Origin of the sequence: Acinetobacter sp. ME22, from assembly GCF_022012315.1 — a bacterium.
Classification (GTDB): domain Bacteria; phylum Pseudomonadota; class Gammaproteobacteria; order Pseudomonadales; family Moraxellaceae; genus Acinetobacter; species Acinetobacter brisouii_A.
The window spans coordinates 401429-425064 of record NZ_JAKLTL010000001.1; the positions used below are offsets into that span (position 1 = coordinate 401429).

Below are 23636 nucleotides of genomic sequence, written 5' to 3' on the forward strand. Positions count from 1 at the left end.
TTTATAAATGTTCTCTATTTCCAAAAAATATTTTTATAGATAATCACATATATAAATATATACCATTTCAAAATAAAATAAATAGATTTTGAACAAAAAAAATCCACAGCTTTGTAAACAACAAACGCTGTGGATCAATTCATAGTTCAATCGACTTCTGTCATCATGAACTAAATTTGCTGTATAAATACCTCTTTAAGAATGATCAAACTGGATTGCAATCCTGTTGAGTCATTCTGGTTTTGATCATATAAATTAATTAAGCTGCAACATTGACCTGATTAATTTTGCTCAGTGCTTCTGGGCTATTCAAAATCTTCATTAATGTAAAAGAAAAGACATCATGAATTGCGTGATCTTCTACAGCTTGATGTAATGGTTTAGTAAAATATAGTTCTGTCAGTGAACCTCTGAGTACCAATTTATATAGATCAACAACTTGAATTAGCTGATTTTTATAATAAAAACTGGCTTTTCTTAAACTAATCTCACTAATATTTGCCTGCTGATTCAGCGCATCATAAAAGGCTTTAATATTTTCAGGTAAATAACGATGGTCTAAAAACTGATCATCATCTAGCTCAAATTTTAAAAATATATCCTGTTTTGCTAAATACACAGATGTTCCATTTGGATGATGCCAGTCTGCTACTTTAACTAAAGCTTCTATGTCGATGAGTTTCATAGGATTTCCTTATTAAATGCTTGAAATATTTTTTGTACTGCATACTTAGATTTATAAATCTTTAGAATTTTTTTTCAAGTGATTCAGTTAAAAAATTTATTCAATTTTTTCATCATTTTTTGTTTACAACATATTGCTGTAAAACAGGCTTAACCCGACTTTGTATTAATTGCCAGTCTTTTAAATTTGACCGTCTATAACGCACAACAACTTTTGCTTTAAAGTCAGGTAACAATAAAAAGTTGTGTTCACAATTTGGTCTGCGTGCAAGATTGGCACAGTAAATAACTGCTGTTACATGACCCTGATTATTTTTATGCATATAGATATCTTCAGAAACACCATAATCAGGTATTTGATCTAACCTATATTCAGACAACCCATACAACTCTTTACCTGTGGCATGATAATTAAATATAGGGTTTGGATCTTTTGTCATAATACTCCCCCACAATGCATCTAAGTCTAATCCGCCACTACGCCGCCCTGCATTGATATTGACTCGTAACTACTTACTATCATCTCGGTCATGTTCAACTCGATATAGGTCTCTAGATTTTGGCGGAGCTCGATAATAAAACTCATATAGCATGCCATCGGTATAACGCATTTCAAAACTCACGTCTGTCATGACGGAGTCATAGGTTCTTGATTGTTTTTTATAAGCTTTTTTCTCTTCTGCTGTACCACCCCATAGATCAGGAGAGTCATCATATTCCCAAACTAAGAATATAGTTTGAGGTAGCTTGACGGGCTTTCCACCCAAGTTCCCAACCCAATACTTTAAGCCATACTGATCCTTGGGTCTTTCAAATTTTGGTTTGTCTGAGTTTTTTTCTTTTGAATCACTGACGGATTTAGATGCCTGATCGCAGGCAGTCAACATACAAGATAAAATCAAAAGCCCGAGTATTTTGAATGTTTGATTGGTCAACGGATGCATCAGCAACATGGAATTTTCCCAAAAATAAAATCCACTGCCTGTTATTGAGTGGATTGTGATTTATAATCATGAAACAGCTTTTATTGTTATTTTTTAGTCTCTTTTACGGCTAAAACAGCACAAAAGAATCTCTAAACCGTTATAAAAGCAGTCTATTTAAGAAATGCGTTAACATTATAGATTATTTTAATTTATTTTATGCAAATTGAGGTAGATCACGTACCTCAGTTTGAATGACCAGAAAATTTTGAAGAAGATTCTAACTTTAGCCCCGAAGTGATTGCCCTGACCGATGGCTTCTCGCTACCGTGGCTGCAAAAGAAACACTGTGAAAGCGGAGGAATTCCATTTTTCAAACCAACATCAAAAACAGCACTCTACAAAAAGAAAGATGTTGCTGAGTACGTTAACAGCCACCGAATGCAACATACAGCTTAAATCTAACCCGCATCATGTGGGCTTATTTATTGCTGTTTTAACTTTTCAATAAACTCTGCTTTATAGTGCTTCAATACGATATCTTCTATTTCATTCATGGCTTCATATAGGCGCTTATCACTCACTTGTATATATTCAGATGTCATGTCATTGTCATCACTGTCTTTTTTATGGTTCAGTAGCCGCTTAATGGTGTAGTGACCATAATCCAAACCCTCAGCTATAGAGCCAAATGTTCTGCGTAAATCATGGAATGTAAATTTCACGGCGCACAGATCATTAATCTTTGATCTGACTTTGGAAATATTGACGATATGTCCAGACTGCGATTTTGCAGATGGAAATACAAATTCACTTTGAATGTTGCGTCTACGCTTTTTCATTAGCTCAAGTAAGAATTCCCCCATAGGTAGCATATGCGGCTCAGCGTTCTTTGGGTCTATAGACGTAATGGTTCCATATTTCAGGTCTATACTCGACCATGGTAAAGACTCACATTCATCTCTACGAAAGCCCGTCAGGATTAGCGTTAAAATAAAGTCCCGATTAGTTTCAAGCGCCTGACCTCGATCTTGATATTCAAAGATTGCTCTTATCCAGTCTGATAATTGATCTTCATTAATATAGGTCTTACGGCGCTTAATTTTGTTCCAAACTTTTCTTGCACTGAGTGTTTTTGTTGGATTGTATGGAACGAGTAAAGGCTGGTCATCTTCACCAAGATAGTGTTCTACTGAAAAGTTATATATAGCTGAGAAAACACGCATAGCCATATTCGCTTGTGCCTTACTCCTTTGACTAAGCTCGGCATGTTTTTCCTGAATCATTTTTCCTGAGACTTCATCAAGTTTAAAGTTGTGCCAGTCTGCGAGGTATTTGTCTCGTACGATAATGTAGTCTTGAACTGTTCTTGGTTTGAGTGATTTGAGATTTAGGTAATTGTCAAATGCAGCCTTGACAGTCGGCTTTTGCTTTTCGGTATTTATTCGCTCATCTTCTTCAACAATTCTTTTTCTTTTTTCTTCGTTAGGATTAATACCCTGTGACATCAAGAGGAGTTTTTCACGAGCTATTTCTCTTGCTTGAACTAAGGTGATATTCCCATGTAGACCTATAGTAGACCTAACCGTCTTTCCTAAGACCTTTTTCTCAACAATGTAGGATTTATAATTAACATTTACACGCACAGCAAAGCCAATCAACTCAGAGTCTCGATAGATCGATGGTACTAACTCTAGTTGGTCAATAAATGACTTTGTTAGCTTTACTCTTTGAGATGACATATATAAAATCGCAATCTGTTGCTATATTAAACAATATATCACAATACTTTCTACGGTCTACCATGCGTCTACTTATAGAAAATACTTGATAATTACAAGAATATTGATTAGTATGCACACATCCCAAGTGTTTGATAATATTTCGCTTCACTTGTTAGAGGGCCTATAGCTCAGTTGGTTAGAGCAGCGGACTCATAATCCGTTGGTCCCGTGTTCAAGTCACGGTGGGCCCACCAAATAAAACAACCACTTAGATGCATTAATTCTAAGTGGTTTTTTTGTTTTATGAATCCATGTAAGCACTATGTAAGCAATTCAAATAAATACTAATTACATGAAATTTGGTCTATGCTATGACCAAAAATACAAGAACAGGGTTAGCATGAAAACATGGCTCTACTTCTACATTGAGCACACGATCAAAAATGGGCAGCCTTTCTACAAAGAGTATGGTTGGGCTTTGGGTTTGAAAAGTCAGTATATGGTTTTGAGTGATGCTCTCAGTTAAAGTTTTTATGCAAAAATTCCGACTTAGTTAAAGTGGGGTGTCTTGGTTGACAAAACTCAATTCCAGCAATAATGAAGCATAAATGTTAAAAACCTCCCGAAGGAGGTTTGCTATCTACTCATCATCTAGTGGCAACCTATGCTGATCACCAAATCTTTTATCAATTTTCAACTCATATTCTTGTTTTGTTGAAGATGATTCTGCCATTTCTAGAACACGACCCAAATGCATTCTCAATGCCCTTGTTCCTATTTCATTCAAAAATTGGAATAGCTTCTTCCCTTTATCTCCATCTTTTGATTTAGATTCCCTGAGTAAAGATAGTAGCTTACCATTGCTTTTGGCGAGTGGGTGGTAGATATGTTTAACAGTTAAATGTTTAAACTCCCATGGCCATCCGCGTTCTGGTAATTTGATATCATAGATTCGAGCCCATTCTTCATACAATTCCAAAGGAAATTCTTTCTCATATTTTTTCGCTTCATCATTTACAAATTGTTTAAAAGCCTGAATAAATTGCTCTTTTGAAGAATCAAATCCAGAAATCTTATAAACTAATTCTTGTATTCCAGACTTTGCGGAAGCTGATAATAAAACTCTTGCCTGAATAGCAACATGCTTTTGATTTGACTTTAAATCACCAGACTCATCGGCAGTTAAAATTGCCTGACATACATCAATTAAAGTGGTTACATCATATCCAAAAACTGTTAGATCGGGACTGCCTAATCCTGTATTACCGCTTTGAAAAATAATTGGATTTTTAATTTTCTCACTAAGTTCAGGGCTGATGTATTTACTAATCGTTACCCCACTAATAAATCGGGTGAATGCAGACCCACCACCACCTGTTAAACCAAGAGCAGCACCCATGCCTCGTTGGCTAATAACCGCTGTTTTACTCTCATTATCTAACACATAACAATCAATATCTAAATTAAAGTCATCCTTGAAATTACCCCTACGAATAGCAATAAGCGGTTTATTAGCTTTATGCCTAGCTAATGCGGCATGTCTAGCTATTTCACTCCTGCGTTCTGGACTTAATTTACTAGCTCTAGCAACAGCTCCTTTTGCCTTTCCTTCTACTTTTTTTGGGTTTTCTTCTGTCATTTGCAAGCATCTTAAATAATTATCATGCTTGCATTATGCTTTTCACAAAAGCCAATTGCAAGCATATTTTTTAATATTATGCTTGCATATATTCATACTTATTAATGAGAAATCCTTATTTCACTGCTTCAACCAATGCTGCATGCTTCGCTTTACAGTCATTGTATTTATCAACCGTGTCCATACGACAAAATAGACTAATAAGCTCACGGGTAAGCGACATACTGAAAACTATCCAGTAAAAAAGAAAGATGAGTTTTTGGGGTAGATGATTAAGGGCTTGGAATCCCAAGCAACCACAAAACTGTCTACAGCCATATCCAGTTTATAAATCCGTTAATATTACTCTGCCATTAGTAATATCAGGGTTTCTTTTAATCATATCCTCAGCAAGTGAAAAATCGTCTTTATCTGAATATATATAGTTAAGAGAATCCTGAATTTGTAATGAATTATAGAATCTGACAATTTTTTCACTAACTTTTTTTGCCATACCTTCCTTAATTGATGATATTAATATTTCGGCATGTAATTTATCTAGATCACTTATTTTATGATTACTAGATTTGCAAGTCTTTATAGAATCCACTGCCTTTATCAAAGATGAGATAAAAACTGGACAAATAAATGAAAGGCTTAATTTTTTTGATAATGGAATCTGTATTTCAATACCAGGGAGTCCAACTCCTTTATTCCCTCTAAACTCCCTAGGCCAATAGTTATACATAACGACAGGATTGTCGCTAATCATAAAACTTGCCCCTGATGGTGCTTTTAAAAGTACTATATGCTTTCGGTATAAGTGGTCTGATATGTCAAATACGCTTTCATCAGTGAATAAGATATGTAACTTATCTATTTCTTCTTTTTCTAATAACTTAAAATTTCCAACGCTACTAGGATCAATTCCCATATTTTTTAGCCAATCGGCCATACTGGTATTTAGTTGATTAATAACCTCTCGTTGCTTTTTTACTCTCAGAAGAAGGCTAGCAACAAATATACAGAGAAATTGATGGTCTTCATCGGTAATATTTTTAATTGACTCATCATCACATATTTTTTTTATCACTTCACCGCATCTTGCTTCTAATTTTGACAATTTATACTCTAATGTATACTTTTCTCCACCAATGTTTAAGTTATAGAAACCGTTCTCACTGGCACTATCTTTAACAGTGGTAATAAATTTTTTTACTTGGGACTTATTAAATGCAAATATTTGATGTTTCTTACTGAATGAAAAATTTCTCAATATAAACTGAGGCACATAATGTTGTTTTTTTGGGGTATCTGCCTTAATTTTATCCATATCTATCACCACACTAATTATTAATATTACATATATTTATACAGCAGTAGACATATTTTTAAATAGGCAATATAAGCAAGCCCTCACTTGAGGGCTATTCTCAAACCATAAATAAAGCCTTTTCAGCTGCCCGACGATTCACCAATCCCTGAATCCGCTTACCATTGTCAAATACCCAACGATCAAACTGACTGGCAGCAGCAGTAAAGTTGGACTGATTCAACAGTGTTAGTAAAGTGCTTTTAACAAATGCTGTTTCACCGACGTTGTACACAAAGCTGGCCAAAGCATCAAACTGATTTTGAGTCACATGGATCTTGATGTATTTATCCAGGCATTGATCCACCCATTCACAATCATTTTTTAACCAAAATTCAGCTTGTGCCTGAGTACAGCTATCGCCTTTTTTGACTGATTTACCATCTGGATATTTGATTGTTCCATAGCCAATCGTCCAGACTCCACCCGTATCCAGATATGCCGTGGTACGCAAGCCTTCTGACTGGCGGATCAGCACATAACCCTGATCTGAAATATCACGTTGCCCTGTGACTGTGGTGGCTTTCAATTCAAAACCGATCATTTGAGCAAACACTGTCAGTCCATTTTTTTCAATGACTGCATCGCCTGCGGTAACTTGTGCCTGTGTCAATTGTCCACCCGACATGGCACGAAGCCAGCTATATGCCTGGGCGATCTGTTGAGTTTGATCTACGCTCATATTTTGCTTTCCTATATGCATAAAAAAACCGCCCGAAGGCGGTCATGGTGAATGGTGTTTAATCAGCCTGATCATCATGTAATTCGGGCTGATAAATCTTTTTACCCAGATGTGAAAGTGCTGGCAGAACAACTGTTGAAGCAATCAGCTGGTACTCTACAGGCATCAGCTTGTAGTCCAGTGACCATTGCAGAATGTTGGCTGCCAAAATTAAAAAAGCCCCCAAATATGGGAGCTTTACGCTTAAATACTTCAATGCATTCTCATCAATGAATTTCATACTATCTCCAGTTTTTTAACTTACCTTTTAACCATGTTTCAATGAAGGCGCTACCAACGATGCCTAAACCCGATGCAATCCCCACCAATGCCAATGGATGAATTGCTGGGAACTGAATCACAACAACGCCTGCAATGACGCTAACGGCTGAGCCTAACAGTGTTCGACCAATCACCAGACGAGCAGTCAGTTTTTCATTGGAGACCAGCAATTTAGCCAAGCCAATGATTGCTCCCAAAGTGAATAATGTTAGAAATGTTTTCTCATGCTCCTGCATGAATCCCCCTTATTTTTGGCAATAAAAAAGCACCCGTTTGGGTGCCTGATTGTTTTAAAGTTTAAACTTCTATGCGTCCAACAGTTCCAGTCGGCGCACTTCGCTTTATTTCAGTGCCAGCGATATAAACACGATCACCGACACTAAATTTAACTGCACTGGTACATAACAAAGTACCTGTGCCATCTACAACTAAAACTTTGTAATTTGGGTGGTCTGCACTGGTGATATTTCCTATAAATTCAGGCGTTTTAGGCAATAAATCTAAAAATTTCTGATATGGATTACTCATCTATCACCACCCTTTCAACGTCAACAGTCTGAATAACTTTGTCGTATGTAAAAGAGATGTCCACTTTATCGACAATGCCCCACCATTCGCCGTCATAAGCTAGGATTTCACCAAGCTCACAATGACCTACAGTTTGAGAAATTGGCATCTGTAGAGTATGGACTTCAACCAATCCAGCTTTAGCTAGAAATGCCTTACCAGCATTACCGTAAGCTGAAGCAGCCGTATAAAGTGGATTATTTTGGGTTTCGTACTGTGTTGCGCCATCTGTACCCGTTTTAACGATTTTATAGGCATCACCTGTTTTATCGTTGGTGAGCCAAACGGCGTTATATTCAGGGTAACGTGTGTCACTAATACCGATATTTGTTGCTATAGAAGCAGGAACAATACGGTCATACTCAGACATTTCAATCGCATCCCAATACGTTTTTTTATACTGTGATTTGATGCTTAGAACATTGCTATCAGGCTCACTATAAACAAAGCCACCGCCTGCCTCTGCAATCAGCTTAATTGCCGCTATAGGCGCTAAATTTGAATAAGAAAAGCTCCCTGCTGGCACAATCCAACCAAGTGCATCTATTAACTCCCAATTCAAAGCAATTGTGCTATTCACACGGTCTAATTCTGCCTGAACCAATTGCACAGACGTTCTTTCATTTTCTTGCGTAAACGTCCGTGTTGGTGATGTAGGCCCATCAAGTAGCGCTGTTGGGCTTCGTCCAGTCACGGTATAGGTATTATTTGCAAATTGAATCGACTGTGAGCGATCTTCAACTAACATTCGATAATTCTTGCCATTTATCGACACAATTAAAACAACGGGATTGCCATCGGTACTACGTGTTTTATTGATCTGACTTGCTGGCACAGTTAAGCTGAAATCCCAACACCATTTAGAGCGATCAGAACCAACACGACCATTTAAAACATGGACAATGTCGCCCGTATCTTCTCTTGTAATTTGTACATCATTCACAATATGCCAACCTTGGACTGGTGCAATCTGCGGAATACAATCATCATTTCCAAAATCTAAAATGATGTTATCTGCATCCACATCTATGCATAAACATTGAAAATCAAAATCGCCTGTACCTTCATATTCTTGTGTTACTGGATCTGGCCACGGATCAACGGCATGTTTTCTGTAATAAATAGCCTGTCCATGTTCCCAATTGATTGAACTAGAGGTGATCAGCTCTAGGCCCTTGTCGAACTCAAATGAATAGTGCTTTTCAAAGACTTGGGCCACTTCATGCGAATATGTAAACGCTTTGCGCTGGTGTTCTAGTTCAACCCAATGAACGGCGGTATCCTGGTATGTTTGTTTAGCGGCTTGCCACGGCAATGCCTGCTTTAATCGAATAGCTTCATCTACTTGCCACGCAATAAAAACAGAAGGTTGTAAGCCTATCGCTTTTTCAAATGTGGTTTTTACAGTGCGGCTAAGCGTTGTGGTTCGCTCATATTCGATTGAAACGCCGTTACCTATTCCTAGACTACGTGCAAAAGAAAAGGCGCGTAATAGCGCCTTATGTATTGGTTTCTGCCACGGTATTGCTAAAGCCTGAATATGTGCTGTGGCGCTTTGGTAGCCTGCTGTAAATCCAAGACTTAAACCCAAGTTAAAGTTAATATCGAAATGGGCTTGTATATCAGCAATACATGACAGATTGACAAAAGCATCCAGTGAGCCTGTGACCAGTGTTTTAAGTGCCTGTATATCACTTAAAATGCCTAAATCAACATAAGCATCTAGCGTACCTGTTGTGATGATGAGTTCATTATCTATAAACTCTAAATCGGTTGAACCTGTAGCAAGTTCTTCAAAATCTAATACAACGCCTGAACCATCGTTAAACTCTAAATCTAATGATTCAGTGGCATCATCCTCAAATTCTAAAGTGATATTTAACCCATCTAGGTCATCTGGAATAACACCCACATTTTACCCCCTTATTCAGCACCCAAATAAGGCTTTAGCTTCAGTGATGTAAGATTGACTGCGCTACCTTCGGCTAAGTTGTTATTTAAGAGAGTAATATCACTTCCAACAGTGAAATCCATAATCGCCAAGCCATTGCCATTGTATAGCCGCGCCCACGTTGCTATTCCTGCGGTTGTGACTAACGCCGTGTCTGTCGACTGTAAATTAATACTGTCAGTATTGGTTTGTTTCAGTGACGGTTTAGGCAATGTGAGCGTTACTAGTGCTTTGCTGGCATCTGCTGCGGTATCTATGCTGGATGGCTTGCTATCACTATAAAAAACAAGGGTAGCATTAGCGCTACCCTGATCAATATATGCAGAAAATGCGGCAAGCATGGCTAAGCCAGCGCCTAAGCTTGGATAGTTCATAATCTACCATCCTTCGTTTTAACTTTATCTTGAATCACGGCGTTGTACTGCTGTGCTGGATCAAATGCCACTACAAAACATTCAAGTCCAATCGCAATATTTCTGAACTTGTAAGAACCATCACTTTTAGATGTGGTTTCCCATAATAATGCCCTTGTGTCTTTACGAAATAAGCAAACTTGGGCAGAGGGATAGATTTTCCCCAGCTTTTTAACTGTACCTTTGGCAATGCCAAAACCCTGATTTGCATTTGCTACTGTAATGATTTTTTTACCAATTGACGGCATGACAAAATAACCACGCTCAGCCAATTTTGCATAATCTGGGGTATATCCTCCCCAAAATGCCCGAAAAATTTTAAGAGACAATTTTAATCTCCTCAAGAGGCACAGCAATAAAAGCTGATCCAGCTAAAGACCCTGATGATGCCATTTGCAAAGCGATTTTATTATTAAAGTCAATATCTGTTGTAATAGCTGGATTGTTTGCAGAACTAGATAGATCAAGGATATTTGCATTAAAATAGTTTACTGTATATGCCCCATAGACATATCCAAGATGCTGTGAAGTTGATGCCTCAATTAAAGGCATGGGAGAACATGCCGTCGTATTAAAACTATCAATATTATTGCTGTAATATGAATTTAAACCAAAATTTGATGTAGCTTGTTCTAATACATAATTATTACCATTCTTTCTTGAAACCAAAGATAAATTACCAAGATATATAGCTTGAGCAACCAAAGGATATGAATTAAAAGCTGTACTAGACACATTGGTTGCATTATAACCAAATACAACCATCTGACTTTTGAGATTATCTAGATCAGAATACAATGTTGAACATGGGAGAATTGCGTTTATTTGCCCCATGCAGGTATTGCTATAATAACCATTATTTAAAATAGCTAAGTGGTAAATACTTCCAATAATTAGACCTTTACCAAAATAATTATATCCTTCTGAATATGTGTAATTGTTATATTGGGTGGTTGCCAATTGACATAGAACAAATTGAAATCCTGTTTGTGGTGTTATCGCCGTTGCATGCAGCGTATTTGTTGCTGTATCTGTGATTGTGCCTGTTGTTGTATCAGCACTCATCCCTACGCATACGCCGACACTTGAAACATAGCCAGCATTTAACTGAAAAACAAAACGCACATAAACGTCTTGCTCACTCAGATTCTTCATTTTATAAAGATGAACACTGCTATCTTCATATAATAATGACCAACCCAACGGTGCAATATATGTCGTAATTGTTCCACTTAAAGCCGATGTACTTGAATCAGTAAACGTAACTGTTTGATCCGTTACACTGTCAATATACACTTCTTTGCTATAACCACCCGTTGCTATTACTTTAAGCACACGATCAGCAGCATAGCCATGCGATACACCAAAATTCAATGTGACCTGATTTCCAGTGATTGAAACTGTTGCACCAGATTTCTGATTATATCCAGTCGCCAAAAATTTCTTAAACACTGCTGGAAATAAAACCTTTGAGCCTGAACAAAAATCTAAGCCCACATCTGAAAAATCAAACATTTTTGTTTGTGTCTGCTTAATCATGAATTTGCTCTCAATAAAAAGCCCACTGGTAAAAGTGGGCCTATAAAGTGGTAAATATTTGGTAAAAATGGCGCTTCAACTGGTATAAAACGCCGTTTTTTGGTTAATTTTCTACGCTACTCGGTCAATATCACCGATGAACATAAATTGTGCTGAGTCCGACAAAACAGAAGGTTCAGAGGGTTTTACTGTGCGAATACACCAAATCGGATAAGTTGCGGCTTTGGTATCGAAACGCAAGACATTACCATTCACCCAACCAGAACCCCAACCTAGTGCTTTAATCGTGAAATACGGCGCATTTGTGACGGGATTAATAGGCGAACAGTCATTATTGATTGTTCCTGTTGCAATCTGTCCACTATATTCACCAATAATTCTAAAAGCTGTTGTGCTGGTAAACACAATCGCCCAGCGTTCCTGTATAGCGCCGTTGTTAGTGACATCAATAGGGTAAAGCGTATCGTTGTAATTTGCTGAAACGCTTGCACCTGTTGCGCTGTCATTAAATACATCTGACCAAGAAGCCTGTACAAATTTATTGGTGTACCGAGCGAACATATCACCGATGACTAATCCAGAACCAACAATTGAATCGGATGCAGAATAATTATGTGTGATTGGCTTATTTAATGTGATTTGACCGTTAATTTGAACATCACTAACAACCCCAATATCGTGATAACGATATTTTGCAGACAACGGCGGAACCAATGAACCCAATGCAAAATCTCCGCTAAGCGTGAACTGCCCATAATCATAGTTCACGGTATATAACGATGTATTAACCTTTGTGCCTGATGAATCCTCTAACTCACAAAATGAAATACGCTGATCACTTAAAGCATAGGTTTTTCCTGCAATGTAATCAGGCAAAGTAAATGATTTAGATGAGCTAATGACTGCAATATCACCTGTTCTAAAGATGGGTACACGCCCATCTGTGGGTAATCGTGTGGCTGATAGACCTAAAATGCTCTCATCCAGTGGAATTGAGCTATACCCCACGGCGTTATAGACAATTGAATCAGATAAAACCCAAATTGGGACATCAATATAGGTCTTGGCATCTTCAGTATATTCATAACGCTGGTCGTACCAGTCGTATGCCTCAATTTCGGCGCGGTTTGTTTCTGTGATTTGGGTTTTTGTACGAAAAATAATTTCACCCATGCCATAGTCCCAATTAAACCAGCCTGATGCAGATTCAGTATCAATTGTCCCATCTGTGCTTGGCGTAACTGAAATTGTCCCACCGTCTAATTTAGTCGCTCGAATCGTGACTGAATCAGGACGCAAAGGCATGACACTTGAACGAAACCCAATATGTGAAGTGGACAAGTTATCCATTGTCGTAACCAATCCTTGCAAAACTGGTGCATTCGATGCACCACTATTCCAAGAACTCAGCTTAACTAGACCGTTAGAATATTGCACCGTACCAGCATAAGTACCTGATCCTGTTGTTACGCTTGGATCACGATATAAAAGCCCAGCTCGGTCAAAATAAACTGAACCACCAAATAGAAACCGCATTGATCCGCTTAATATTGTTTCTGCATAGCCGTCTGTTAAATCAAACTGCAATATTGAACCCGTTGGTGTTTCATTACCATTTGATGCACTAGACGTATCTCGATAGTTCATTGATAGCGTAAAAACACTATTTAACGGCGTGTCTAGTTTTGATGCTTTATAAGTATATGATTTATATGGATAGCCAGAGTTACTATATTTATAAGCTGTCACAGATTTACTAAAAGCAACGGATGGATTCATGGTAATCGTCCGATTCAGATAGTCGATTGTTCCCTGTTTTGCCCCTGTATCTGTACGAACCATATTTCCCGTTGTTTCATCAATGGGGACATCTTTATAGTTGAGCGTCCATACTCTGCCACTTGCTTCCTCATCTGCTGATGTATATCCGCTAAAAGAAAGCGCTAATGCAACACTATTGTGTTTAATTGCCCCAGTTCCCGTGACAATAATTTCTGAATTTACAGTTCCATTGCTTTCAAATACAGTCTTTAGCCCTTTTTCATAACTCACATTCAGGGTGGTTCCACCATTTGGAAGCACATTAGGCATTAACTTGGCGGTACTGGCTGCATAGTCAATTTTTCCTGTTGCATCCCCAGTGAAATTTCCTGTCCCATCATCTGTCGCGGTTTTGGTCACACCGTTATAGAGCCATGTAACAGATAGAGAGCCATTCAGGATATTATCTGCATCAAATTCAAGCGGGAAATAGGCTTTTGAAACTGGCATGTCTGCACGGGAATATAGATGCAAATCTTCCCCCCAAGTCATAAGAATACCTGAGCCGACATCTGGCAATGCACCACAGGTTAGAAGGACTGTACCCGTACTATATTCGATTGTACCCGTGCCAAAATCGGTACTTGATCCAGATAATAGTCCAGCGCCATTATCCGTAAGTGTATAGACTTTGCCCAAAGCCACATAAGAAACTTTTAACGATTTTGGCGCAGGGATTGGCGCTAAAGTCTGAATCCAGTTTAATGCACGGTTTTCCTTGGTCACTTGAATAAGCAATGTTTCTTGTGGTCGTGACGGCGTAGCGGCTGGCTTAAAAACAAAATTGATGGTTGCCGTTCCTGTGCCTGCATTGCTTGTCCAATTGATTAGTCCATATTGGTAGTCAATCGTGCCATATACTGTGCCAGTAGAATCAACCAATTGACCGCCTTTATCTGTTAATGCTGCACCAAAAACAGTACAACTAAACGTATTTGGCAATACTGCACAGCCGATATAACACGCCTGAGTCGTGCTAACGGTGATATTTTTGCTTGTACTAATGGTTTCATCATTAGATGCGATTAGCGCCGTATTTTCACCTGAAGCACTCACATCGGTAACAGGGATTTCCGTTTCAGCGCTTGGAATGATTTGGATATATGCACTTTTTGCATTAATCACAGTATCAGCCACGGAAACATCTTCTAATAGTTTTACTGAAGCATAGTATTTACCCGTATCAGCCACGATGGTTTCACGTACTAAGGTCTGTGATTTCGTTCCGCTATACCATTGTGCTGCTGATACTCCGACAAAATCATATTCAAGAGCGCTATTAATCGTATAAGTTGCAATCTGATATTCAACTTCTTTTTGATCAACCACAATTTTAGCTGTACGTGTGGCAACAGCAGTTACACGGACAAATTGAATTTGTTCTGTGCTTTTACCTTCATTCTGAGCAAGAACCAAAGTTGTTCCAGCAGGATAAGCTGTTTCTGAGGTAAATAATGCTGTTTGGATCTGCTTCATGCCCTGATATGCAGTATCAAGTAATGACCCAGCAGCCTGTCCACCTTTGGCTAAATAGTTCTCTACACGGTTTTGAGCGCTGCTACGGGTATCAGTCCAGCTTTCAGTAGAAAATAGGCTAACAGACACATTTTCATCGTCTGGATTCTTTGCAATAAATGCGATTGCACCCATAATCTTCGCTGTATCATTGGTGTTGAGAGCAAAGAATACTTTACGCATAGACACATCACCCATTGCCCGATCCAGCATAGATGTATCATCAAATACGTTATTACTATACCCACCTTCAACCTTTTCACCGTTGTACTGTCCACCGCCGTCATCTGTATCGGTATTGCGCTGTGAACCATAGATAACAAGGTTATTCGTTTCAATTACCATCCCGTGTAAACTCCAAAAAACGTATAGTTACGTTGTAATAATCATCTTCCGAAATGGTCGGAAATTCTTTGACTGGCGTAGCTTCAAAGGCTTTACCGTTATGGTTGAAAATGACGTTAAAAGATCGTTTGTCATGCGGATATGTAAACTGCAATGTGAACTGTTCAGCTTGTGCAAGTGACCAGTCATAAAGCTTGCTTAAGTCTTTGCGTTTGATCCAGCCTTGAGTAACGTCTTTAGAAAGAAGGGTAATTTCACGCCCTCCCTTCTTTTTTCCTTCCTGAACAATGGGTGTGCCATCCACGGCGAACTCAACATTTTGTGTGATTGGTTGCCAATCAAATTCATCTCCCCACAAAAAACCGTCCTCAAGTTGGACGGTTTCCTTTGTACTATTACATTCTAAGATCATGTTTAAGAACTCTTTTTATGTCGCCCCAATGTTGAGAAAATTTCTTCTAACGTATCTGCTTGTGATTGTGGCGCTGTTACTGTCGCGGTTGTGCCATTTGGTGCCTCAATTTTGATGGTGCGTGTCGTACCTGTTGAATTATTCAGATTTGCGACTGCACTTGATGTTGTATCAGTCGTGGTTTTGCTTTGCTTCGCAGCTTTTTCAGCATATTTCTGCAACTGCTCATCAACCGCAGCATAGTTCGAGATGTTTTTCGAACCAGTCCGCATTTGTGCATACATCGAATTGTCATAACCGTGGCTCAAGTAGTAATCACGCGATGCATAAGCTGCACCTGTATTACTTTGACCTTTGGTTTGGTTATAGATTTTGCTTGCAAGGCTTTTTGCTTTTGAATCGTCATAACCCTGACTTTTCAATTGCTGTTCGATGTAGTCTTGGGTTAGCCACAGATTGCTTGCTGTGACTTTCTCGCCTGCTTTGGCTGCATTGCTTACGCTATCTGCAGCACTGTCCCAAGCATCTTTGACCTTATTGGCCTGATCCGTTGCAGTATCACCGAGGTTTTGAAAGCTATTACTTGCGCGTGTTGTTGAACGTAGAATGGCATCAACGGAGTCAACAGTTTGAGATGATGCATCTACAATTTCGCGTGTAGTTTTAACTGTCACATCGCCAGTATTACTAATTTCAACATTCAAGCCAGCCTGAGCAGCTTTCGATTTTGCCGCTGCAATAACAGCTTGATCGCCTGATGCAACAGCAGCTTGCATCACCTGCTCATAAGCAGACTTCAAGCCACTGGCAGTTGCCTTGCCGCTAGACAAAATAGTATTGAAACTTGCTAAGGATTGTTGGGCAGAAAGCGCCAATTGCTCCTTGGTTTTAATACCCAATGCTTCAAATGCTTGAGTAACTGGATCAATAGCACTTGGTAATTCGGCAGCACGCAACTTGATAGCAAGTAGACCTGCATCAACTTGCTGTGTTGAAAGTTTTCCTGCTTGACCAAATTCCTGAAGCTTCGCTTTTGCTGCATCAATTTCAGCTTGGCTTTTAGCTGTCCCTAGCCATTTCAACCATCCAGTATAAACAATTTCTGCTGCCTGACTTCCTGTAGCGCCAAGTGCATTCATGCCCTTGGCAAGGTTATCGACTTGCTCCTTACCTGTTGCAAAACCTCTTGATAGCTTTCCTAGTGCTGCATCAAGATCGATACCCAAAGCTGTTGCTGATTCTTTGGCAGCACTAATAACACCCACATTTGAAGAAGATGCAGCTTGTTGTGCCTGCAAGGCATAAAGCTTCTTTTTCTCCAATAGTTTTTGTTCTTCGACATCAATTTGAGCCAATGCCTGTTTAGCGGAATTTAATGCTGTTAAATCACCACTGGCTTTGGCCGCCACAATCTGCCGATTGATTTCAACGCGTTTGGCAGCACTGGTTTGTACAAAGGTGTTGTACTCATTTTCAGCATCTTTTGCTTTTTGAATTGCTGCTTGCTGATCCTTTACTGATGCAGCTGACTTCTGCCATGCGGAAACACTAACATTTCCAGCATTATCAACTGTTGCAATATAACCTTTGGTTAATAGGTCAGCCTGTAGGGTTGAATCCATAACCCCTTTATTCGCTGCAACTGCTGCTTCGGCATAGGCTTTAACAGCATTAACTTTACTTCCCTCTACCTGTTGAGAAGTTGCACCCTCTTTCTGTTTTGCTGAAAGGACTTGATCCATTGCAGCTTTTGCACTGGAAACCGCTTCGGCATTCTTTTGGTCTTGGTTTTTTCCAATCTCATTGAGTGCTTGAACGCCTTTCGATTTAAACTGATCAGCACCATTTGAGGCTTTTTGATAGTACTCCTGTGCTTTTCTTGCCATTGCATCCATATCGGCAAGTGCTTGAGTTTTTGCATCACCCCAAGTGAATTTAGCTTTTAGACTTGACCATGCTGCTGATAGATCATAAATAAACCCAGTAAATAAATTAACCCCGATACCAATCGCAGTAAAACCGTCGTTTAAGAATCCAAGTGCAACATTGATTACCTGTAGAACTTTAGTAAAACCATTGGTCTTATCTTTTGCTGAATCAATACCACTAGAGAAACCTAAAAGCTGATTTAAAGATGTATTAAGTGCATCTGCAAGTGATACACCTATTTCAACTAATGTTGATAACAGTGATTTTAAGGTTTCATAAGCTGAGCTAAGTGCATTTTTAAGCTCTTTAATGGTTGCTGGATCAATATTTGATAATCGATCACCAACCCAAACAAAACCATTCCCAATATCTGTAAGTAATTGGTCAACAATATCCATACTGTTAGCAATGGTGATCATCCACTGTGCAACAGTTTTTGATGCACCATTTGACTGATCCATTGTTCCAATCAAGATTTCCCATTGGGATTTAATACGTTGAATTGCATTACCAATAGTGGGTGGGAATTTGCTAAATTCGTCACGAACAGCTTTGGACTGGTTTTGTAATGCTTTAAGCGCAACGGATGCTGTAATTTGACCCTGACCAGCCATATTCCGTAATTCACCTGTTGTCACACCTAAGCCATTTGCCATGGCTTTTAATAAGCCAGGCGCTTGCTCTGCAACACTATTAAACTCTTCCCCTCTGAAAATTCCGGAATTTAAACTTTGTAGAAATTGGTAAAGAGCCGCCTCTGTAGAAGCTGCCGCACCACCGCCATTTTTAATGGCCATATTAATGGTGTTGGTTAAATCCAAGCTTTGTTGCTGAGTAAGACCCATGGTCTTACCAACATCATTGATTTTTACATAGAGCTGTGCGGTTGCGTCCAAGCTACTGTTAGTCATTAGTGCGGATTGGTGCACACCAGCCATAGCTTGTGCAAAGTTACCTGTATCGCCAATAGAGATTCGAATTCTGGCACTTAGATTGGTATATGAGTCCGCAGCTTCAGCAAGACTTTGTACGCTTAATCCAACACCAAGAGTTGCCAGTGATGCTGCCAAAGTTGTAACAGTGGTTCGCAATACACCATACGAGCTGCGTAAACGATCTACAGACTCAGTTGCCCGATTGGTACTTGAAGCTACATCATTATTGGCTATACGCGCTCGGCTTCGGTATCCATCTAATGCACCAGATACTTGGCTAATACCGCGCTCTAGCTCTTGGACTCGGTTTCTTGCACGCTCAATATCAGCAGGTGATGCACTTGTGGCTGAAAGTCGATTTAACTCAAGACGTGCATTATTTAGTTGCTGTTCATAACGGCGTAATTGTTCTGTTGCTTGTGTTGCAAGCTGCTCAAGTTGCTGACGTGTATGGGTTGCACTATTACCATTCTGATCAAGGGTACGCCCAACGTTTTCAAGTTGATTAACCAGTGAACCAACTCGACGTTGAAAATCTGTCGGTACTGGTGGGGTTTCCATTGCAGCACGTGCGGCATCTTCATATGCACCAACCGCTGTACGGGTTTGATCGACTGCCCGTGTTAATTGCTCAACCCGTTGACGTGCATTTTCAATATCTGTTGGTGTGGCATTGGTTGCGGCAAGTCGATTGAGTTCTAAACGTGCTGCGGCTAACTCGGTCTCAAGACGAGATAACGACTGTTGCCCATATTGAGCCATCTGACGAAGGCTTTCACCACTAAGCTGTGATAGATCACCCACTTGACCAATTGCCCGAGTAGCATTATGAAACTGTTGGACCAATGACGAAACATCGGCTTGAATTTCAGATAATCCGCGTTGTGATGCATTTAACTGAAGTGATAAATCTAAACCTGAAGTTGCCATACTTTTTCTCGAGCAATAAAAAACCCACAATTAAGTGGGTCATGTTTATGAATAATCTATTTTACGTGATAAGCATCTGCTGCTTTGATGTTTCCAACTCTGAAATCAAGCCTCTTATCTTTTTAGGTATTTTTGAGAAGCATTCTGTGGATCCGCTAAATGATTTTTGTGGGGAGTACTTATATTTACTTAGCAATTTATGAATCTGCTTTTCCAAATCCCAAACTGTTTCTGCTAAACCATTAACTTCATTTAGAATTTTAAATTCATATGGAAGTTTACGCTTTGAATCAAATCTAATTTTTGCACCATAATAAGATATACCGACCTTATAAAAAAGTTCATTTTTATCGAAGCATTCAATTAAATAAAGATAACAATACCCATTTGCAAATTTTTTACAGTATTCAACATAATTTTCTTTCGTGTGCCCTATGGTAATAGCACATTCAGGGCATCCACTTCCGTTTTTATGAGTTTTAGCAGTTTGCATAAATGAACCATGTTCTTTGCAAATTATCTCTACTTTATTAAAAGCCCCAGTGTAGGAAACATTTGAATAGTCATATCGTTCCCCATGCTTTTCCTTAAACTGTTTAATTACTTCTTCGGTACTCAAGTTATAGTTACCTGCACAAATTGGACACCCATTGCCAACCTTATGACTTCCAACTTCCTGCTCGAATACACCATGGGTTTTACATATAATATTTATCTTTGTTTTAACATTAGTATATGAGACAAGAGAGTAATCATATCGATCCCCATGAACTTCTTTAAATTGACTTATTGTTTCTGCTAATGTTAATTTCTGAGTCCCTGCGCATTTAGGACACCCTTGTCCTTTTAAATGACTTTGTGGTGTTTGCTTAAACACCCCGTGATCTTTACATACTATTTCGACCTTTCTAGTAATTAACTTAAAATCAATTAAAGAATAATCATATCTATCACCATGAATTTCCACAAAACCTTTTACTATTTCTTCTAGTGTTTTATGTCGACCAATACATTTTGGACATCCATTACCCTCTAGGTGATGCCACGGAGTTTGCTCAAAAACTCCATGATTGCGGCAAATTATTTTTACTTTTTCGTCAGTATTTTTATACTCTACAAGTGAATAGTCATATTTATTGCCATGAGCAGATTCAAACCGCTTAAGAACATCCAGTAAGTTACTTCTTTTGCCATCATACATACACTCAGCACATCCCTGTCCTTTTCTATGCATTCCAGGTAATTGTTCAAATGCTCCATGTATACGGCATATAATTTTTACTTTAGTAAGACTGTGCACATATTCAACCAATGAGTAATCATACAAATCACCATGTTTTTTCTTAAATTGTTCAATGATTTCATCAGTTGTATATTTCGCCATAGTTTTTATAAAACCTGTATATTTATCCTTTTATTATAAGGCTAATTATTCACTACATAATACGCTCGAACTCCATTCTTAATAGGCTCGCACTTCATCAAAATATACTTTGGATTGTTATCAAAAAATTCCCAAAGTGCATTTACTGCCAAAGCATAGGTCATTGATGTGAAGTCTTTATTTTTCATTATGAGCGTTTTGAAATTTCATCATTTGACACATAGTAGCGATTGCCATTTTTACAATCTACAAACGACACTATCTTTGTTGGGTAGATTGACATGCTTTCTGAATATGCTGCTGTTTCAACCATGTCACACTCATTAAGCTCCGAAACCAACTTAGCAGCCTTCTTGTCATGCTCATAAATAGCCTTTAAGCCATCCTCACCAACTTGATCAAAAAGCTTAGGGAATCCTGTTGCTGTATATGGCTGATATGCACCAGACATAATAATTGCTGAATGATTATTTTCAGTTTTTGGCGCCTGTTTTTCTTCAACCTGATCTGAGTTTATAGAGACAGTTTCTTGATTGTGTACTGGGCTAAACACCTTGACTATGATTATCAGCAGTACAAACACACCAACCAAAATTAAGAGCTTATTTTTTGATTTTTTATTTTCCATCTTCTACTCATTTAGAACAATTTCAATATTTTGAAAATATCTTAATAAATAGACACTTTTTAATCAACCACACTGCATATCATGTATAAACTTACTAAACCCTGCACCATCCGCACTATAAGCAATACGCATAAGGTTGACCTGTTGAATCATCTGCTCTTGATCACGGCGCTTAATCGCCTTCAGGTACTCAGTGAATGCCCCATAAGTCATATTCATAATGCTTTCGTGTGAATGGCCATGAGACACAAGAATCTGGAATGAATCAAACCACGTTGTTTTATCTTTTTTCTCAGACTGTTTCTTCTTGGGTTTAGCCTTAGGTTCATCCTCTTTTTCAGCAAAATAAGCTTGGTTGGCTTGTATGACCACCGCAATAAAGCTTGCGATATGCAATAAACATGATAGATCCACAACAAAATCTTTAACCACTATCTGGCACAGCGAAACACACTCACCAAAAAAATCTTGTGTTAATTCATTGAGCAAATCATCCGTCAATTCACGACCATTAATAAATTTCTTTACAGGCTCAGAAAAAGATAACCACTTGTCAAAGTCACGCATACAGACCTGACCAACTGCATACTCAACTTCATTCAATGGCAAAATCATCTGCCCATTTTTTGCGAGAAAGAAATCATTCATGATCAAATCCTAAAAAATAGGCACAAAAAAAGACGCTTATGCGTCCCATGTGCCTATTTTTGTACTTAATTGAGCTTTTTAACCCAAGTAAACAATACGTCCAAAACCACCAAGTTGAGAGTCTTCCTGTTTTGTTGTGTCAGCAAGCGCACTGCCCTTAATTGTGATTTCGCCAGTTTCTTCATTAATGAAGTCCATTTCACTGTCTACAGTCGGCTTTAAGCGCCATAACTCCAAAGCCAGTTTTTCATCTGAAATGGTGTCGATACCTTCAAATAAGTAGTAGTACTCATTGGTATCAGGCAAGGTGAATAATGTACTTGCCTTAACATCACCTGTCGTAAAATCAGCAAGTAATGGCTGAGTCAGGCCATCCAAACTAAGAATCGTGATTTTACCGAAATCAGCTTCAAGTTTGTAATGAGTGCCTTCAACCAATTGAACTGGTGTACCAGAAGTTGAGTCACTTAGCATCACATTGGTTAGGTTAAAGCCATCTAGTTTAATGACATCACCAACTTTCAAGTCTGAGCCAAGATCTGCATCCTGAATGCTACTAGAAGCAATGTCTTGATAATCTGCTTGAAATGCCAAAGCAATATCTTCGGGCTTTTGCTCATCCAATGTCAAAGTCATATCGACTGAGCGAGTTTTAGTCCACTCGCCAACTTTCTGACGTTGCCCTGTCTTTGTTTCATTTTTTGAGTATGTATCAGCCTTAATTGCAAGTTTTACGGATGTCTGGTTGCCCAGTTCACGTAAAACACGTACACCACTGGCAACATTCAGAGCGATTTGAGATCGTCCTTGCAGTGATAAAAATTTATATTGTTCAGCCATCTAATGACTCCTAAGTGAATATCTGTATTTCAAACATGAATGGGAAATATGCAAATCCCGATTGACCACCAATCCGCACAGGGGAATTGGCTCTTTTTAATGGGCGATAGCCTTTGACCTTTAGATCAAAGCCTTGCAATGTATCAAGAAGCTTACGAATCAATGGATCTGCCTGAGCGCGAATTGAATTGGTATCCTGAAGCTGAGCAGCTTCATCACGCACACAAAGCACAATCAACCATTGCTGGAAAGTAGTGGAAAGCTTGCCATTGCCAGTACTATCCGCCACACGATCATCAAAATAGATGATGCTTGCCGATGGTGCACAGTTAGAGGCTTCGATCATTTCCTCAATACTGAACGGCGTATTCACCTCGATTAGCTCTGGCATTTCTGCCTTAATACGTTCCAGTAATATCGGCTCGGCTGCAAAATAATTATTAATCACTGTCATA

At 38.7% G+C, this 23636-nt stretch carries 22 protein-coding genes and 1 tRNA gene; 1 reads left to right on the forward strand and 22 read right to left on the reverse strand.

The window, feature by feature from the left end; genetic code table 11:
* Positions 1 to 259: 259 nt before the first annotated feature.
* From LVY74_RS01925 to LVY74_RS01940, 4 genes are all read right to left on the reverse strand, one after another.
* Positions 260 to 685, reverse strand: coding sequence for a hypothetical protein (locus LVY74_RS01925; RefSeq protein WP_151778698.1), 426 nt, complete (start codon positions 683 to 685; stop codon positions 260 to 262).
* A 112-nt stretch (positions 686 to 797) separates the two neighbouring features.
* Positions 798 to 1124, reverse strand: coding sequence for a hypothetical protein (locus LVY74_RS01930; RefSeq protein ID WP_237813594.1), 327 nt, complete (start codon positions 1122 to 1124; stop codon positions 798 to 800).
* Between the two features lie 69 nt (positions 1125 to 1193).
* Positions 1194 to 1637 (reverse strand): hypothetical protein, encoded by a 444-nt coding sequence (locus tag LVY74_RS01935; RefSeq protein WP_237813595.1) that lies wholly within the window; start codon positions 1635 to 1637, stop codon positions 1194 to 1196.
* A 455-nt stretch (positions 1638 to 2092) separates the two neighbouring features.
* Complete coding sequence (locus tag LVY74_RS01940) at positions 2093 to 3349, reverse strand: site-specific integrase (RefSeq protein ID WP_237813596.1); 1257 nt, start codon at positions 3347 to 3349, stop codon at positions 2093 to 2095.
* A gap of 159 nt (positions 3350 to 3508) precedes the next feature.
* On the opposite strand from LVY74_RS01940, the gene LVY74_RS01945 reads away from it, so the two are divergent.
* A tRNA-Ile gene (locus LVY74_RS01945) sits at positions 3509 to 3585 on the forward strand.
* Between the two features lie 386 nt (positions 3586 to 3971).
* Here the strand turns inward: LVY74_RS01945 and LVY74_RS01950 are convergent.
* The 18 genes from LVY74_RS01950 to LVY74_RS02035 all read right to left on the reverse strand — a co-directional run bounded on the left by LVY74_RS01950 (position 3972) and on the right by LVY74_RS02035 (position 23635).
* The gene (locus LVY74_RS01950) at positions 3972 to 4970 is read right to left on the reverse strand and encodes a P63C domain-containing protein (protein WP_237813597.1); all 999 of its coding nucleotides are present in this window, start codon (positions 4968 to 4970) and stop codon (positions 3972 to 3974) included.
* Positions 4971 to 5295: 325 nt separating this feature from the next.
* Positions 5296 to 6282 carry a DUF4238 domain-containing protein gene (locus LVY74_RS01955; RefSeq protein ID WP_237813598.1) on the reverse strand — a complete coding sequence of 329 codons (987 nt, stop codon included), beginning with the start codon at positions 6280 to 6282 and terminating at the stop codon, positions 5296 to 5298.
* 100 nt (positions 6283 to 6382) lie between these two features.
* A complete protein-coding gene (locus LVY74_RS01960) occupies positions 6383 to 7003 on the reverse strand; it encodes a lysozyme (protein ID WP_237813599.1) in 621 nt (206 codons plus the stop codon).
* A gap of 58 nt (positions 7004 to 7061) precedes the next feature.
* Positions 7062 to 7283, reverse strand: coding sequence for a hypothetical protein (locus tag LVY74_RS01965; protein WP_237813600.1), 222 nt, complete (start codon positions 7281 to 7283; stop codon positions 7062 to 7064).
* Position 7284: 1 nt separating this feature from the next.
* Positions 7285 to 7560, reverse strand: coding sequence for a phage holin family protein (locus LVY74_RS01970; protein ID WP_237813601.1), 276 nt, complete (start codon positions 7558 to 7560; stop codon positions 7285 to 7287).
* Positions 7561 to 7621: 61 nt separating this feature from the next.
* Positions 7622 to 7852, reverse strand: coding sequence for a hypothetical protein (locus LVY74_RS01975; protein WP_237813602.1), 231 nt, complete (start codon positions 7850 to 7852; stop codon positions 7622 to 7624).
* Complete coding sequence (locus LVY74_RS01980) at positions 7845 to 9803, reverse strand: hypothetical protein (protein WP_237813603.1); 1959 nt, start codon at positions 9801 to 9803, stop codon at positions 7845 to 7847. Before LVY74_RS01980 ends, LVY74_RS01975 begins: the two co-directional genes overlap by 8 nt.
* 11 nt (positions 9804 to 9814) lie before the next feature.
* A complete protein-coding gene (locus tag LVY74_RS01985) occupies positions 9815 to 10216 on the reverse strand; it encodes a hypothetical protein (protein ID WP_237813604.1) in 402 nt (133 codons plus the stop codon).
* Positions 10213 to 10584 (reverse strand): hypothetical protein, encoded by a 372-nt coding sequence (locus LVY74_RS01990; protein ID WP_237813605.1) that lies wholly within the window; start codon positions 10582 to 10584, stop codon positions 10213 to 10215. The genes LVY74_RS01985 and LVY74_RS01990 overlap by 4 nt, the downstream gene beginning before the upstream one ends.
* A complete protein-coding gene (locus tag LVY74_RS01995; protein ID WP_237813606.1) occupies positions 10574 to 11794 on the reverse strand; it encodes a hypothetical protein in 1221 nt (406 codons plus the stop codon). The genes LVY74_RS01990 and LVY74_RS01995 overlap by 11 nt, the downstream gene beginning before the upstream one ends.
* A gap of 111 nt (positions 11795 to 11905) precedes the next feature.
* Positions 11906 to 15475 (reverse strand): hypothetical protein, encoded by a 3570-nt coding sequence (locus LVY74_RS02000; protein WP_237813607.1) that lies wholly within the window; start codon positions 15473 to 15475, stop codon positions 11906 to 11908.
* Positions 15465 to 15887 carry a hypothetical protein gene (locus LVY74_RS02005; protein WP_237813608.1) on the reverse strand — a complete coding sequence of 141 codons (423 nt, stop codon included), beginning with the start codon at positions 15885 to 15887 and terminating at the stop codon, positions 15465 to 15467. The genes LVY74_RS02000 and LVY74_RS02005 overlap by 11 nt, the downstream gene beginning before the upstream one ends.
* A gap of 2 nt (positions 15888 to 15889) precedes the next feature.
* Positions 15890 to 19681, reverse strand: a complete 3792-nt coding sequence (locus tag LVY74_RS02010; protein WP_237813609.1) for a tape measure protein — start codon at positions 19679 to 19681, stop codon at positions 15890 to 15892.
* Positions 19682 to 19742: 61 nt separating this feature from the next.
* Positions 19743 to 21065, reverse strand: coding sequence for a DUF723 domain-containing protein (locus LVY74_RS02015; RefSeq protein WP_237813610.1), 1323 nt, complete (start codon positions 21063 to 21065; stop codon positions 19743 to 19745).
* A 187-nt stretch (positions 21066 to 21252) separates the two neighbouring features.
* Positions 21253 to 21693, reverse strand: coding sequence for a hypothetical protein (locus LVY74_RS02020; RefSeq protein WP_237813611.1), 441 nt, complete (start codon positions 21691 to 21693; stop codon positions 21253 to 21255).
* Positions 21694 to 21756: 63 nt separating this feature from the next.
* A complete protein-coding gene (locus LVY74_RS02025; protein ID WP_237813612.1) occupies positions 21757 to 22341 on the reverse strand; it encodes a hypothetical protein in 585 nt (194 codons plus the stop codon).
* 78 nt (positions 22342 to 22419) lie between these two features.
* Complete coding sequence (locus LVY74_RS02030) at positions 22420 to 23181, reverse strand: hypothetical protein (protein ID WP_237813613.1); 762 nt, start codon at positions 23179 to 23181, stop codon at positions 22420 to 22422.
* A 10-nt stretch (positions 23182 to 23191) separates the two neighbouring features.
* A complete protein-coding gene (locus LVY74_RS02035) occupies positions 23192 to 23635 on the reverse strand; it encodes a phage tail terminator protein (protein WP_237813614.1) in 444 nt (147 codons plus the stop codon).
* Position 23636: the final 1 nt, after the last annotated feature.

Excerpts from the sequence above, each read along its gene's own strand:
- LVY74_RS01925 (WP_151778698.1), bottom strand. The coding sequence starts at position 685 with ATGAAACTCATCGACATAGAAGCTTTAGTTAAAGTAGCAGACTGGCAT.
- LVY74_RS01930 (WP_237813594.1), bottom strand. The coding sequence starts at position 1,124 with ATGACAAAAGATCCAAACCCTATATTTAATTATCATGCCACAGGTAAA.
- LVY74_RS01935 (WP_237813595.1), bottom strand. The coding sequence starts at position 1,637 with ATGTTGCTGATGCATCCGTTGACCAATCAAACATTCAAAATACTCGGG.
- LVY74_RS01940 (WP_237813596.1), bottom strand. The coding sequence starts at position 3,349 with ATGTCATCTCAAAGAGTAAAGCTAACAAAGTCATTTATTGACCAACTA.
- LVY74_RS01950 (WP_237813597.1), bottom strand. The coding sequence starts at position 4,970 with ATGACAGAAGAAAACCCAAAAAAAGTAGAAGGAAAGGCAAAAGGAGCT.
- LVY74_RS01955 (WP_237813598.1), bottom strand. The coding sequence starts at position 6,282 with ATGGATAAAATTAAGGCAGATACCCCAAAAAAACAACATTATGTGCCT.
- LVY74_RS01960 (WP_237813599.1), bottom strand. The coding sequence starts at position 7,003 with ATGAGCGTAGATCAAACTCAACAGATCGCCCAGGCATATAGCTGGCTT.
- LVY74_RS01965 (WP_237813600.1), bottom strand. The coding sequence starts at position 7,283 with ATGAAATTCATTGATGAGAATGCATTGAAGTATTTAAGCGTAAAGCTC.
- LVY74_RS01970 (WP_237813601.1), bottom strand. The coding sequence starts at position 7,560 with ATGCAGGAGCATGAGAAAACATTTCTAACATTATTCACTTTGGGAGCA.
- LVY74_RS01975 (WP_237813602.1), bottom strand. The coding sequence starts at position 7,852 with ATGAGTAATCCATATCAGAAATTTTTAGATTTATTGCCTAAAACGCCT.
- LVY74_RS01985 (WP_237813604.1), bottom strand. The coding sequence starts at position 10,216 with ATGAACTATCCAAGCTTAGGCGCTGGCTTAGCCATGCTTGCCGCATTT.
- LVY74_RS01995 (WP_237813606.1), bottom strand. The coding sequence starts at position 11,794 with ATGATTAAGCAGACACAAACAAAAATGTTTGATTTTTCAGATGTGGGC.
- LVY74_RS02000 (WP_237813607.1), bottom strand. The coding sequence starts at position 15,475 with ATGGTAATTGAAACGAATAACCTTGTTATCTATGGTTCACAGCGCAAT.
- LVY74_RS02005 (WP_237813608.1), bottom strand. The coding sequence starts at position 15,887 with ATGATCTTAGAATGTAATAGTACAAAGGAAACCGTCCAACTTGAGGAC.
- LVY74_RS02010 (WP_237813609.1), bottom strand. The coding sequence starts at position 19,681 with ATGGCAACTTCAGGTTTAGATTTATCACTTCAGTTAAATGCATCACAA.
- LVY74_RS02015 (WP_237813610.1), bottom strand. The coding sequence starts at position 21,065 with ATGGCGAAATATACAACTGATGAAATCATTGAACAATTTAAGAAAAAA.
- LVY74_RS02020 (WP_237813611.1), bottom strand. The coding sequence starts at position 21,693 with ATGGAAAATAAAAAATCAAAAAATAAGCTCTTAATTTTGGTTGGTGTG.
- LVY74_RS02025 (WP_237813612.1), bottom strand. The coding sequence starts at position 22,341 with ATGAATGATTTCTTTCTCGCAAAAAATGGGCAGATGATTTTGCCATTG.
- LVY74_RS02030 (WP_237813613.1), bottom strand. The coding sequence starts at position 23,181 with ATGGCTGAACAATATAAATTTTTATCACTGCAAGGACGATCTCAAATC.
- LVY74_RS02035 (WP_237813614.1), bottom strand. The coding sequence starts at position 23,635 with ATGACAGTGATTAATAATTATTTTGCAGCCGAGCCGATATTACTGGAA.